Source organism: Pantoea rodasii, assembly GCF_002095465.1.
GTDB classification, from domain to species: domain Bacteria; phylum Pseudomonadota; class Gammaproteobacteria; order Enterobacterales; family Enterobacteriaceae; genus Pantoea; species Pantoea rodasii.
This window is the reverse complement of the sequence record NZ_MLFP01000003.1, coordinates 408,721-421,658: the sequence shown is the minus strand read 5'-3', so window position 1 is coordinate 421,658 and position 12,938 is coordinate 408,721. Positions and strand designations below refer to the sequence as shown.

Sequence of the window (12,938 nt, the reverse complement as noted above, 5' to 3'; positions counted from 1 at the left end):
TTCACATTTATTGGGGGCGATTTTGGCTACTTTTTGGTTAAATGACGTCTGACAAGAGCTGAAAAGAATTTGGAAAAGTGGGGAAGGCAGCACTTAAATCCACCTGAATATTTGCTTACTCCCTGTTAATGCGTATGATTCTCATTCTTCTTATATTCTTCCGCCCGGCATTGATCGGAACGGAGCCGTTCATCCATTGATGGAGTTCAGCATGAAATCGTTGTTTAGTCCGCGTAAAGCCACCGTTGCCATGGCGATCGCCGCTGCATTTAGCCTGACCGCTTGTCAGGCGCCTGCTAAGAAAGCCGAAGCCCCTGCCGCTGAAACGGTTAAACCGGTTGATACCGCAGTGACGCAACGCGCCCTGGGCGATGGTCTGTATGAAATGGTGTATTCACCGGCCTCAAAAGCGTTGTTTGTTGCCAGTGCGCAGGCGTTCAAAGATGTGAATGGTGGAGTGATCTATCGCCTCGACCCGGCCACGCTGGCGACCAAAGGCGAAACCCATACCGATCTGAAAAACTTCGGTACCGCGATTGATGAGCAAGGCAGCGTGTTCTACACCACCAACTCACTGGACGGCGCAATCTCTAAAGTCGATGCGCAGAGCGGTAAAGTGCTGCAGCGCCTGGTATTCCCAGGCAAAATCAGCAAAGAAGGTTACCCGGCGGGCGCACGTGAAGTGCTGTGGCACGGCAACGAACTGTATGTGGGCCGTGTGGCCGATCCGGGTTACATCTCCGTGGTGGATACCAAAACTTTTAAGCTGAAAACCGAGATCAAGAATGCCGGTAAATGGGTAACCGGTATTATCTATTCTCCAGTGACCGAGCGCATTTATGCGGCCAACGGTTCGGGTGAAATTCTGGTGATCAACCCACGCACGCACAAAATTGAGAAGCGCTGGACAGCAGGTGATGGCAAAGAATATCTGTTCCTGAACATGGCAGAAGATCCGTCTACCGGCCGCCTGTTCGTGACTGATGATTCAAAAGGCAAAGCTACTCTGGTGTTTGATGAGCGCACTGGCAAAGTGATCAAGCGTATTGAAGGCGATTCGCTGGGCATTAAGTTCGATGCAAAACGTAATGAGCTGTTCATCAGCCAGCGCGAATCGAAGAAAGTGCTACAGTTGGATGCCACCACTTACGCAGTGAAAAACAGCTGGTCGTTTGAGAAGAATCCAAACAGCCTGCTGATTGGCCCGGACAACAATACCCTTTACGTGACCCTGAAGGCTGAGTTCAATAAAGACTCTTCAACCAAAGGTTCTGACGAGATCGTGCGTATTGCGCTGAAGTAAGTTTGTTATGAAGTAAAAGATGCCCTCTGCTGAGGGCATTTTTTTTGTGCTACTTTCAAGCCTCTCCCAAATTTTACTCAGCAATATGCTCAGGATTGAGTCCAGATTGATATTGGTGAAGTTTGGAAAGCTATATCATGAAAAACATCAAATTTTTGTCCTATGACAAATAGCTAGCCGTTGCTAAGATGTTTTTTTACGCTATCCAACAGGAGCTGGCTATGTTTTCAGGTCTCAGTGCGTTCCCGCTTACCCCGTTCACCTCTTCAGGTATCGATGAAAAAGCCTTTCTATCTTTACTCGCGCGATTAACCACTGCCAAAGTCGACTCGCTCGGCGTACTCGGTTCCACCGGTAGCTATGCCTATCTCACCCGCGAACAACGCAAACGCGTGGCGACATTAGCCGTTGAGCATGCAGACGGCATTCCCGTCATGGTGAGTATCGGCGCAACCAGCACGGACGAAGTCTTACGTCTGGCGGATGACGCACAGCGGGCAGGCGCGAAGGCGTTACTGCTACCTGCTGTTGCTTACCAAAGGCTGACTGAAGCAGAAGTGTATGGATTGTTTGAGGAGGTGGCACAGCGTGTTTCCTCGCCGATTTGCGTGTATGACAATCCTGGCACCACCCATACCGAATTCTCAGATGCGCTCTACGCACGTATCGCTGCGCTTCCAAATATTGTTTCCATCAAAATCCCCGGCGTTCCCGCTGAGATCAACGCTGCTACTCAGCGCGTACTCAACCTGCGTGCGGTGTTACCCGCTCATATCAGCATTGGTGTCAGTGGTGATGCCTCAGCAGGGAACGGTTTGATTGCGGGATGCGATGTTTGGTACTCGGTGTGCGGCGGACTTTTCCCCCACACCGCGAAATCGCTTACCCAGGCCGCCAAGTCAGGTGACGTAACCGCGGTGGCCGAGCAATCGCTGAGGCTTGAGCCGCTCTGGGCACTGTTCCGTAAGCACGGTGGCAGCATTCGAGTGATGGCTGCGGCAGCCGCGATCTTAGGCCTGGCGGGCGAGCACAGTTTACCGCGCCCGCTGCGTGCCTTATCCGCCAGCGATCAGCGTGAGGTGCAGCAGGTGATTGAAACGTTGGGTCTGTCTTAGGTTAATTAACTATTAGTGCGAACATAATGATCGCACTAATAGTTAATATGGATATAGTTTACTGGTTATTATCACTTCCATCGAAGGCACACAGCCTTCTCATCAAACAAACCAAGGAATATGACCATGAAAACCATTAAAGCAATGTCAATCGCCGCTGTTGCCGCTCTTTCACTGATGTCTGCTGCAAGCTTTGCACAAACTGTTTCAGCAACCTCCCTGACTCTGGATGGAGCCGAAGCAAAAAATTGCTGCTCAGGCGCATCAACAGAACGAACAATACAAAATTATTGAAGCCAGCAACGGCAACGTCGTGCACATGACCGCAGAATTGTACAAATAAGTATCGGATGGTTGCATACGGAAGTGCCGGGACAGGCCGCCCCACGGGGCGGTCTTTTCCGTTTAGAGGCGTAATGCACAGGAGACAACAGCATGAATCAGAATCATGACCCGATCGTTCAGCAAGCCAGCGCATTTGTTGAAGCGCTGCGCACGCAGCGTCATGCGCACATGCCGGTGATACGTTTCCATCAGTGGCCACACTTTATTTCGACCGTACGCAGCCTGCTGGCAACAAGTAATTAGCACGATCACCATTATCGCACTAATAGTTAATATAGTAACGATAACTTAGGTTATTATTGTTTCATCGAAGGCACACAGCCTTCAATCACAACCCAAAGGAATATGACCATGAAAACCATTAAAACATTGACCATCGCCGCTGCTGCCGCTCTTTCACTGATGTCTGCTGCCAGCTTTGCACAGAGCATTTCTGTAGAGTCTTCAACGCTTGATGGTGCAGAAGCCAAAGTTGCCGCTGTTGCTCAGGAGCAAGGCGCGCAGTATAAAATTACTGAAGCCAACACGAACAACCGTGTGCACATGACAGCAGAATTGTATAAATAAGTCCTGTTGATATTGTTGCGTTAAGGCCGCCTTCGGGCGGCTTTGCTGTTTTTGTTACTCAGCGCGCCACCAGCGTCTCGATTTCTGCTCTTGCCTGCATCAACGCAGCCAGTAAATGGGGAAACTGCTCATCAAAACGTAATGCCGGTACGGCTAAGGCCAGCGCATAACGCTCACCCGGCCCGGTACGCAGGGCAACACTCACGCCACAAACGCCCCGCGCATGTTCCTCCCGATCAATTGCATAACCTTCCAGACCCACCCGCTCTATGGCTGCCAGCAAAAGCTGACGATCCTGCAATGTTTGCTGGGTGCGCACTTCGTTCAGCTGCGGCAGTAATGCCGATAAGATCTCTGCCGGTTGTTCCGCTAACAAGGCTTTGCCATGGGCGGCACAATGGGAAGGAAAAGCGGTGCTAATGGGGGAAACAACGCGTAACTCTTGATCCGAAGCGTATTGGCTGACTAAAACCGTGTGGCTGCCACGCCAGACACACAGATCCACCGTTTCGCGAGTGCGACGGCCCAATGTCTCCATCGCGGGCTGGGCAAGGGCAATAATATCGGTATGGGCTGAGGCGGCGAGTCTTGCCAGCGCAGGGCCAAGCTTAATCCCCTCACTATCCTGAATCAGCAACTGCTGCGCTATCAAAGATGTGACTAATCGATGCACCGTCGTACGCGGTAGCGCAGTCGATTTCGCCAGCTCAGACATCGACAAACCGGCGGGGCGATTTTCCAACGCGCGCAATATAATAGCTGCACGTGCAATAACCTGTGAACCGTTAGCTTCAGTATCTGCAACCATTCTTTATCCACTTCATCGATTTATCCGTTCGCCACTATACCACGATGCCCGGTAGCGATTGACAATACACGCGATTGGCTCAACACTTCTGTCCGATATGTGGATATAAATACCATTATACGGATAGGTGAATTTATGACTGTATTGAAGCCTGCGGGTGCAATGACGTTATTGGCAGTGAGTTGCCTGACCATTATGGTGGGATGTGTCATCGTGCCGGGTTTGAGTGTTATTGCCGCGCAACTCGGCGTTTCACATTTGGCAAATTGGCTGGTGACGCTGCCTGCGCTGGGTGTGGTTGTGGCGGGCCCTTTGGCTGGCCGAGCGATAGACCGTGTGGGTGACTATCCCATGCTACTGGTGGGTCTTTTTTGCTATGGCGGCTTGGGTTTTGCTGGCGCCTGGTTGCCTGGGGCGACGTTGCAAATTATTGACCGGATACTACTGGGCGCGACGACAGCCATCGTGATGTCCGCAGGAACCAGCCTGATCGCCCGTTTTTATCAGGCTGAGGCCAGACTTAAAATGATGGCGCGTCAGGGCATGGCCATTGAACTCGGTGGGGTGGTGTTTTTATTTATAGGCGGGATCCTGGCTTCCTTTAGTTGGCGCTATCCCTATGCACTGTATCTTTTTCCTGGCTGCTGCTGGTGTTGGTGGTAATCTTTATCCCACGCCGACAACAGCCAATCGCCACGAGCGTGATTAAGGACGATGCCATGAGTAGCGATCGGACATTGCGTCCGGTGTTGCTGGCGGCTATTTGTTCCATGATGTGTTTTTTTACTGCCATCATCATGCTGCCACAACGCTTCGCCGCGCTGGGCGTTGATGCCGCCCATATTGGCTATTTCCTGTCATTCGTCTCGCTGGTGGCGGTGCTGGCCGCTGCGTTGATGCCGCATGTTGCGCTGCAATTTGGTTCATATCCCACGCTGATTATGGCGTTTATCTGTTATGTCCTCGCGCATCTGGAGTTTGCTGCCGCACCAGACATGATGCTGTGTTTACCCGGTGGCATCTTGTTAGGCATGGGATTTGGTCTCTCGGTCCCGCTGGTGAATCATATGACCGTGGAAATCAGCCAGCCGAAAGAACGCGGTCGTCAACTGGCGCGGCTATCCATGGCTATTTTTGCCGGTCAATTTCTTGCAGCATTTATGGCCTACATTCCGGGTGATATGGCGATGACCTTTATCGCTGCAGCAATATTGGCCGTGATGAATATTTTGCCATGCGTAAATTCGCCGTAGTGACGCGTTAATCTGGCCTGAAAAGGCCGACAGATGTCCTAAATACCCCGACGCTTAGGGTTAATATTATGCGTAATTTCATTGATTAAGGTCGCGCATGAAAACTATCATCAGTAAAAATTTCACGCCAGAGAAGGCATGGGATGCTTTGGATATCGCTAATTTCAATGGCACCAGCGTCAGACTGCACTGGACGGATAAACCCTATCGCTGGCACATCAATGATGGCGAAGAAGTGTTTGTGGTGTTAGATGGCATCGTTGAGATGCATTACCGTGAGCAAGGTGATGTGCAGAAAGTCATGTTGAATGTTGGTGATATCTTCTTTGCCAGCGTGGGGACTGAACATGTGGCCCATCCTCAGGGTGCTGCGCGCGTGCTGGTGGTCGAGAAGGATGACTCGGTGTGAAGGCTCGTGAGCTGAAACTGACCAGGCGTTAAAGCGGCAAGCCTCATCATCCGCTGTTCTTTGACGTTATTGCATGATGTTTCGTACGAAAAGTAGCCGCCTGTGGTCAGCGGGCATGGCGGGCGGGAAGGGGAGATTTATCCACAGGTTAGCCAGGACTCTTTTCACCTGAAATGTGGATAACATCCTGATCATTATGACAGTTGCAGTGACAGTAATTGGCGGTACGATTAGCTGGATCATCATGATCGCACTAATAGTTAATATGGTGATGGTAACGTGAGGTATTATTGTTTCCATCGAAGGCACACAGCCTTCACTCACAACCCAAAGGAATATGACCATGAAAACCATCAAAACACTGACCATCGCCGCCGCTGCTGCTCTTTCACTGATGTCTGCTGCAAGTTTCGCACAGAGCGTTTCTGTAGAGTCTTCAACTCTGGACGGTGCAGAAGCCAAAGTTGCAGCCGTTGCTCAGCAGCAGGGCGCACAGTACAAAATCACTGAAGCGAACACCAATAACCGCGTACACATGACTGCAGAACTGTATAAATAAGTCCGGGTTATGCTACAGCGTTAAGGCCGCCTCCGGGCGGCTTTGCTATTTGTATCATCCGCAAAAACACTTTAGCGAATGGCGTCCACAAAACGCTGCGTAATTTGCTGAGGGCGAGTAATCGCACCCCCAACCACTACCGCATGTGCACCCAGCTTTAAACACTGCGCTGCCATTTCCGGTGTTTCAACATTGCCTTCCGCAATCACTGGCACCTTCACCGTTGCCAAAACCTCACGTAAGAAATGAAAGTCATTGGCCGGCAGGTAAGCGCCTTGCGTCTCTGTTGTGTAGCCGTGCAGCGTGGTACCCACACAATCAAATCCCAACGCCGCAGCCTGCTGTGCTTCATCCAGCGTGGCGATATCGGCCATCAGCAGTAATTGCGGATAACGCTGTCGAATCGCCGCCACCAATTGTGGTAACTGCATTTCGCCAGGACGTTGATGTTGCGTGGCATCCAGCGCAATCATCGCCGGACTCGCTGCCATTAATTCATCCACTTCTTTCAACGTCGCGGTGATATAGACGTCGCTGCCAGGGTAATCCCGTTTGATGATAGCAATGATCGGCAAATCGACGGTTTGCTTAATCTGCTGCACATCAACCAGGCTGTTGGCGCGGATTGCCGCCGCACCGCCTTGCATGGCGGCTAACGCCATCCGCGACATGATGTAAGGGCTGTGCAGCGGCTCATCTTCCAATGCCTGGCAAGAGACCACCAGTTTTCCCTGAATATGCTCCAGCATGGTTGCTTTCATAGCGCGAGTAACTCCTCAACTTCATTTTTGATGATGGTGACGTGCGGGCCATAGATCACCTGCACGCCTTTGCCACGTTGGATCACCGCGCGGGCGCCCGTGGCTTTCAATGCGGCTTCATTCAGTTTAGAACTGTCGTGCAGCGTGATGCGCAAACGGGTCGCACAGCAGTCAAGTTCAGCAATATTGTCTTTACCGCCAAGCGCTTCGATCACTTGCAAAGGGCGTTCGCCTGCGGCCATTGGCAGCGTATCGATGCTGACATCTTCACGGCCCGGGGTTTTAAAATTGAAGCGTGTAATCAGCAGACGGAAGGTGAAGTAATACAGCAGGAACCATGGCACGCCGACCATTGGCACATAAATCCAGTGCGTTTTAGCTTCTCCCTGCAACACCCCGAACAGGATGAAATCAATCAGCCCACCGGAAAAACGTTTGACCAATAGTGATGTGCAAGATGTGAGCAATCATAAAGGCCAGGCCATCAAACACTGCGTGGATCACATACAGCACCGGGGCGACAAACAAGAAGGAAAACTCAATCGGTTCGGTGATGCCGGTCAGGAATGAGGTCAGCGCGGCCGACAGCAGCAGACCGGCAACGCGCTTGCGGTTCTCTGGTTTAGCTGTGTGATACATCGCGAGGCAGGCGCCGATTAGCCCGAACATCATGGTGATGAAGCGACCCGACATAAACCGTGCGGTCCCCAGATAGAACTGCTGCGTATTGGGATCGGCCAATTGAGCAAAGAAGATGCGCTGAGTACCTTCAACCAGATGACCATTGATCATCTCGCTGCCGCCTAACGCGGTAGTCCAGAACGGCAGATAAAAGATGTGATGCAAACCGAACGGGCCCAACATGCGCAGTACGAAGCCATAAATAAAGGTGCCCAAATAGCCTGTGGCATCGACTAAGCTGCCCATGCCAAAAATGACTTTTTGGAAGTGGGGCCAGACGATGGTCATCGCAGCGCCAACGATAATCGCCACAAATGAGCTGATGATAGGCACGAAGCGTGAGCCACCAAAGAATCCAAGAAATTGCGGCAGGGCGATTTTGTTGTACTTGTTATGCAGCAATGCCGTGACCAGTCCAATCACCACACCACCGAACACGCCGGTTTCCAGCGTCTGAATGCCCAGTGCCATGCCCTGGCCCACGGCGCTCAGGTTGCTGCTGGCCAGCACACCAGTCAACGTCAGTAGCGCATTGATGGTGGCGTTCATCACCAGATAGGCGAGCAGTGATGCCAGCCCCGCCGTGCCCTTATCGCTTTTGGCTAATCCTACCGCCACACCCACCGCAAACAGCACGGCGAGGTTGGCAAACACCACCGAGCCCGCACTGGCCATGATGGTGAACACCCCTTGTAGCCAGGCGATATCCAGGAATGGGTAGGCCTTAACGGTATTGGGATTGGACAACGCGCCACCCACGCCAAGCAACAGACCGGCGGCGGGTAAAATGGCAATCGGCAACATAAACGACTTGCCGAAACGCTGCGCCTTTTCGAACCAGCCTCCGGAAGAGGCTCCACTGAACATTGACATAAATTTTTATCCCCGAAGTGTTGTTGTGGTAAAAATTATTACCACAATCTACTTCATTGGATGAAAATTACTACCGTTAGTGTGATAGCTTTCACTTATAATCAATTCTTCTGGCACAAAGCAGGGGCATTACGCACACTAAGCGCCATCAATATTGGGTAATGGAGGAATGTGATGACGGACAACGGAAATATTTTGCTTCATCTGCGGCAGGGGCTGCCGGGCTACAGTCCAGCGCTGCAAAAGCTGGGCGACTTCATCCTTACCGAACCGCAGAGAGTGTTGTATCTCACCATTACTGAGTTGGCAAAAGAGACGGACACCAGCGAAGCCAGCGTGACTCGCTTATGCCGGAATCTGAGCTGCAAAGGCTATACCGAATTTAAAATGGCGCTGGCGCTGGATGTCCAACAGAGCCAGCCAACGTTGCCAGCGACGGGAGATCCGGTAGACGCGTTGGTTGAAGAGTCAGTGCAGGCGCTGCGCGATACCGGTAAATTCATCAATCGTGAAGTATTACAACAAGCGGGTGCCGCGTTGCATCAGGCGCGTTCTATTCAGATCTATGGTGTGGCAGCCAGTGCCATCACCGGCGAATATTTGCACTATCGTCTGTTGCGACTGGGCAAATCGGCACAGCTATTTGGTGATATGCATCGCGCCGCGATGAACGCTTCCACGTTAGGCGAAGGTGACTGGGTGATTGCGATCTCCGCATCCGGATCCACTAAAGATCTCATGCATGTGGTTAACGTGGCGAAGAAGCGGCAGGCGCGCGTGTTGATGTTAAGTAACACCTTGCGCAGTCCGATGGGCAGTCTGGCGGACCTGCTGCTGGTGGCGGCACGCCCTGAAGGCCCGCTGAATGCGGGTACGCTCAGCGGTAAAGTCGGGGCGATGTTGCTGGTGGAAGTGCTGATGGGTGAACTGATGACGCACGATGCGCATTACGCAACGGCCAGTCAGCAAACGGCCAGCGCCACGTTGCCGATGCTGATCTGACGGTTACTCCTGTGCCCGAATTGCACCAGAATAGGTCTTCATTACTCGCTTGCTAGCGCCGCCACCGGATCCATTCGGGCGGCTTTGCGCGCAGGCAGATAACCAAAAATCATGCCGATGATGGTGGAACAGGCAAACGCCGCGCCCGCGGATTCCCAGGAGTAGATAGCGGTTAACACGCCGCCGGCCAGCAGGCTAATCAGCGGACCGATCACCAATGAGAGTGCTACCCCCAGCGAACCGCCCACTAAACACACCAGCACCGCTTCAATCATAAATTGCTGCATGATATCGCCACGCCGTGCGCCCACCGCCATGCGCACACCGATTTCGTGGGTGCGCTCGGTGACAGACACCAGCATGATGTTCATCACCCCGATACTGCCAATCATCAACGCAATCGACGCCACCATTAAAATCAATAATGTCAGCGTGGCTGCCGCGCCTTCGATCGCCTTACGATATTTGTCGCGGTTGAACATCAGGAAGTCTTTCGTGCCGTGACGCGCGGTCAATAACTGTGTAAGTGATTCTACCGCTGGGCCGCTGACCACATCATCTTTGAGCTTGATGCTGATACTGGTCAGCGCTGTTTGCCCGCTGATGCGGTACATCATGGTGCTCCACGGAAGCCATACCGTAAGGCGGTTAGGCGAAATGCCGTTATCTTCATGCGCCACACCAATCACCCGCACCGGCACAGAACCCAACACGATCATTTTACCGATTGGATTCTCATGCGCAGCGAACAACTTATTTCGCGTATTGGTATCAATGATGATCTCTTGTCGCGCATGACGTTCATCACTGAAGTTACTGCCTTCGGTGAGTTTGATGCCCTGAATCTCAAAGTAATCTTTACCCACGCCGGATACCGACGCTTTTGAGGAATTCGCCAGATAGCGGATAGGCTGCGTTGAAAGCAGTTCCGGGCTAACCTTATCGACAAACTGTTGACGCGCAATCACATCCGCATCGGCCATCACGAGCGTCAGTATCGGGTGTGCGTCATCCTCGGCAAAATCACTGCCGGCATAAATCGACACCACGTTCGTCCCGAGGCCGGAAATACTTTCCAGCGTCTTTTCGCGCGCCCCTTGACCGAGTGCCACCACGGTGACCACGGCGGCGATGCCAAAGATAATGCCGGTCATGGTTAGCGCAGTGCGCAAGCGATGGGTGTTCATGGCATTAAGCGCCATGCGCATCGATTCGCGCAGGCGATCAATAAAACCCCGCAGCTTGCTCTGACTTTTACGCGCCACTGGGGTGTAAAGCGCACGGGCGCCATCTTGCTGGCGGCCGCTGTCAGCGAAGATCTCGCCATCCTGAATCTCAATAATGCGGTCGGCGTGCTGCGCGACTTTCATATCGTGGGTGACGATAATGACGGTATGACCTTCGCGATTGAGGTCGTGCAGGATGCTTAACACTTCTTCACCGGAGTGCGAATCCAATGCGCCAGTGGGTTCATCGGCGAGGATAATCTCCGCGCCGTTGATCAACGCGCGTGCAATACTGACACGCTGCTGCTGACCACCGGAAAGCTCGCCCGGCTTATGATGTTCTCGCCCTTTCAGTCCCAGTCGCTCCAGCAGCTGAGCAGCACGTTCGCGGCGCGAGTGGCCCTGCAGATTGGCATAAATCGCTGGAATCTCGACATTACTCAGCGCGGTGAGATCCGGCATCAGGTGATAACGCTGGAAGATAAAGCCGATGTGTTCGCGGCGCACTTTCGCCAGGGCATCGGGCGACAGTGAGGCGGTATTTTGCCCACTGATAAAATACTCACCGCTGTCGGCAGCATCGAGACAGCCCAGTATATTCAACAGGGTCGATTTGCCGGAACCGGAAGGACCGATGATCGCCACCATTTCACCACTGGCGATCTGCAGGTTAATGTTTTTTAGCACATGCAATGATTGTGAACCGTTAACATAGCTGCGCTGAATGTTTTTCAGTTCGATAATGCTCACATCACCACCTTGTCCGCACCCACCGCCTGGGTAGCGAGAATCACTTTTTCACCGGCTTTCAGTCCGCTGAGAACCTGAATATCAACGCTGTCGGTGATGCCGGTGGTAATGAAGCGTTTTTCTGGCTGATGGTCTGTACCCACCATTTCTACGTAAGTTTTGCCATCCGGCTGTTTTTTGGTCGCCTGCACCGGAATCAACAGCGCATCTTTAGCGGTGTCACGTAGCAGATTGACCTGTGCGGTCATGGAGATACGCAGGGCGTTATCCGGATTAGGCACATCCAGCAGGGCATTGTAATAAATCGCGGCATTGGTACCACTGCTCGGTGTACTTTCACTGTTGCCCATCAACGCATCATCTTTCATCACCGATTCCGGGGCCAGTTCGATGCTGCGCAGTGTGGCGTTGTAGCGCTTATCAGGATTGCCGAAGGTGGTGAACCAGGCCTGCTGGCCGGGTTTGATGTTGTTGATATCCGCTTCGGAGATTTGCACCTTAATGGTCATGGTATCGAGCTGTGCCAGTTTGGCGATGGTCGGGGCACTTTGCGCAGCGTTGACCGTTTGACCTTGCTTGGTGACGATGGCAATAACCGTGCCGTCCATCGGCGCCATGATACGGGTATAGCTCAGATCCAGTTGCTTCTTATCAACCTCAATCTGTGCCTGGATGACGCGCGCCTTTTGTGCCGTGAGTTCGGCGCGTGCGGTACTCCAGGCTTCAGCCGATTCATCATAATCCTGACGTGATACCAGATTGGCTTTGATCATCGCCTGTAGACGTTTGAACTGCGCATCCTGTCGCACCAGCGCAGCTTCGCGCGTTTCCAGATCCGCCTGAGCCACGCTTAAGGCGGCCTGTGCATTGCGTAGATCGCTGCGCTGCGGCTGATCGTCAATCTCCGCAATCAATTCGCCTTTAGTGACGTTATCGCCTGCTTTGATATACAGCTTTTTCACCTGGCCCGACACCTGTGCACCGACGTTCACGCGTTCAATGGCATCCATTTTTCCGGTCGCGGCGATGACGTTTTCAATGTTGCCTTGACGCACTTCGGCAGTGACCAGCGGATTCGGTTTTGGTTGTGCGCTGCGGTAGGCCCAGACCAGAATAATGACGACAAAAATAACAAGCGCGACTAAAAGCCGTTTTTTAGCGGTATTCAACATAAGCATCCCTTTAATGAAGGGAGAATAGTAATCACTAAATGCAACAAACAGGAGAAAATTCGTCAGGATTCCCGCACTAAACTGCGCACGTTGAGAAAAAAGTGAAAATTTTCC

At 52.4% G+C, this 12,938-nt stretch carries 13 protein-coding genes and 2 pseudogenes; 10 read left to right on the top strand and 5 right to left on the bottom strand.

All coding sequences use genetic code 11. From position 1 onward, the window contains the following. The first annotated feature begins 211 nt into the window (after window positions 1-211). The 5 genes and pseudogenes from HA45_RS06455 (at window position 212) to HA45_RS06440 (ending at window position 3,330) form a co-directional block, all read left to right on the top strand. Complete coding sequence (locus tag HA45_RS06455; protein ID WP_100703692.1) at window positions 212-1,303, top strand: YncE family protein; 1,092 nt, start codon at window positions 212-214, stop codon at window positions 1,301-1,303. 221 nt (window positions 1,304-1,524) lie between these two features. Continuing rightward, window positions 1,525-2,418 (top strand): dihydrodipicolinate synthase family protein, encoded by an 894-nt coding sequence (locus HA45_RS06450; RefSeq protein ID WP_100703693.1) that lies wholly within the window; start codon window positions 1,525-1,527, stop codon window positions 2,416-2,418. Between the two features lie 126 nt (window positions 2,419-2,544). After that, window positions 2,545-2,761, top strand: a pseudogene (locus HA45_RS06445) (YdgH/BhsA/McbA-like domain containing protein). 92 nt (window positions 2,762-2,853) lie between these two features. After that, the gene (locus HA45_RS27470) at window positions 2,854-3,006 is read left to right on the top strand and encodes a hypothetical protein (RefSeq protein WP_167390588.1); all 153 of its coding nucleotides are present in this window, start codon (window positions 2,854-2,856) and stop codon (window positions 3,004-3,006) included. A 108-nt stretch (window positions 3,007-3,114) separates the two neighbouring features. Then, complete coding sequence (locus tag HA45_RS06440) at window positions 3,115-3,330, top strand: YdgH/BhsA/McbA-like domain containing protein (RefSeq protein ID WP_034829897.1); 216 nt, start codon at window positions 3,115-3,117, stop codon at window positions 3,328-3,330. A 58-nt stretch (window positions 3,331-3,388) separates the two neighbouring features. Here HA45_RS06440 and HA45_RS06435 read toward each other — a convergent pair whose 3' ends face one another. Beyond that, a complete protein-coding gene (locus tag HA45_RS06435; protein ID WP_100703695.1) occupies window positions 3,389-4,138 on the bottom strand; it encodes an IclR family transcriptional regulator in 750 nt (249 codons plus the stop codon). A 135-nt stretch (window positions 4,139-4,273) separates the two neighbouring features. Here HA45_RS06435 and HA45_RS28020 point away from each other — a divergent pair, with 135 nt between their 5' ends. The 4 genes from HA45_RS28020 to HA45_RS06420 all read left to right on the top strand — a co-directional run bounded on the left by HA45_RS28020 (window position 4,274) and on the right by HA45_RS06420 (window position 6,359). Then, window positions 4,274-4,801 (top strand): MFS transporter, encoded by a 528-nt coding sequence (locus HA45_RS28020; protein WP_244563411.1) that lies wholly within the window; start codon window positions 4,274-4,276, stop codon window positions 4,799-4,801. Between the two features lie 56 nt (window positions 4,802-4,857). Further along, on the top strand, window positions 4,858-5,391 hold the full coding sequence (locus HA45_RS28015) for an MFS transporter (RefSeq protein WP_244563410.1): 534 nt from the start codon (window positions 4,858-4,860) through the stop codon (window positions 5,389-5,391). A gap of 97 nt (window positions 5,392-5,488) precedes the next feature. Then, on the top strand, window positions 5,489-5,800 hold the full coding sequence (locus HA45_RS06425) for a cupin domain-containing protein (protein WP_100703697.1): 312 nt from the start codon (window positions 5,489-5,491) through the stop codon (window positions 5,798-5,800). A 343-nt stretch (window positions 5,801-6,143) separates the two neighbouring features. Further along, on the top strand, window positions 6,144-6,359 hold the full coding sequence (locus HA45_RS06420; protein WP_100703699.1) for a YdgH/BhsA/McbA-like domain containing protein: 216 nt from the start codon (window positions 6,144-6,146) through the stop codon (window positions 6,357-6,359). 71 nt (window positions 6,360-6,430) lie between these two features. On the opposite strand, the gene HA45_RS06415 is transcribed toward HA45_RS06420, so the two are convergent. Continuing rightward, complete coding sequence (locus HA45_RS06415) at window positions 6,431-7,120, bottom strand: N-acetylmannosamine-6-phosphate 2-epimerase (RefSeq protein WP_100703700.1); 690 nt, start codon at window positions 7,118-7,120, stop codon at window positions 6,431-6,433. Beyond that, a pseudogene (locus tag HA45_RS06410) lies at window positions 7,117-8,674 on the bottom strand (maltose/glucose-specific PTS transporter subunit IIC). The gene HA45_RS06415 and the pseudogene HA45_RS06410 overlap by 4 nt, the downstream one beginning before the upstream one ends. Window positions 8,675-8,848: 174 nt before the next feature. On the opposite strand from HA45_RS06410, the gene HA45_RS06405 reads away from it, so the two are divergent. Then, window positions 8,849-9,676, top strand: a complete 828-nt coding sequence (locus HA45_RS06405) for a MurR/RpiR family transcriptional regulator (protein ID WP_100703702.1) — start codon at window positions 8,849-8,851, stop codon at window positions 9,674-9,676. A 41-nt stretch (window positions 9,677-9,717) separates the two neighbouring features. On the opposite strand, the gene HA45_RS06400 is transcribed toward HA45_RS06405, so the two are convergent. After that, the gene (locus tag HA45_RS06400; protein WP_100703703.1) at window positions 9,718-11,652 is read right to left on the bottom strand and encodes a MacB family efflux pump subunit; all 1,935 of its coding nucleotides are present in this window, start codon (window positions 11,650-11,652) and stop codon (window positions 9,718-9,720) included. Next, a complete protein-coding gene (locus HA45_RS06395; protein WP_100703704.1) occupies window positions 11,649-12,824 on the bottom strand; it encodes an efflux RND transporter periplasmic adaptor subunit in 1,176 nt (391 codons plus the stop codon). The genes HA45_RS06400 and HA45_RS06395 overlap by 4 nt, the downstream gene beginning before the upstream one ends. Window positions 12,825-12,938 lie beyond the last annotated feature (114 nt).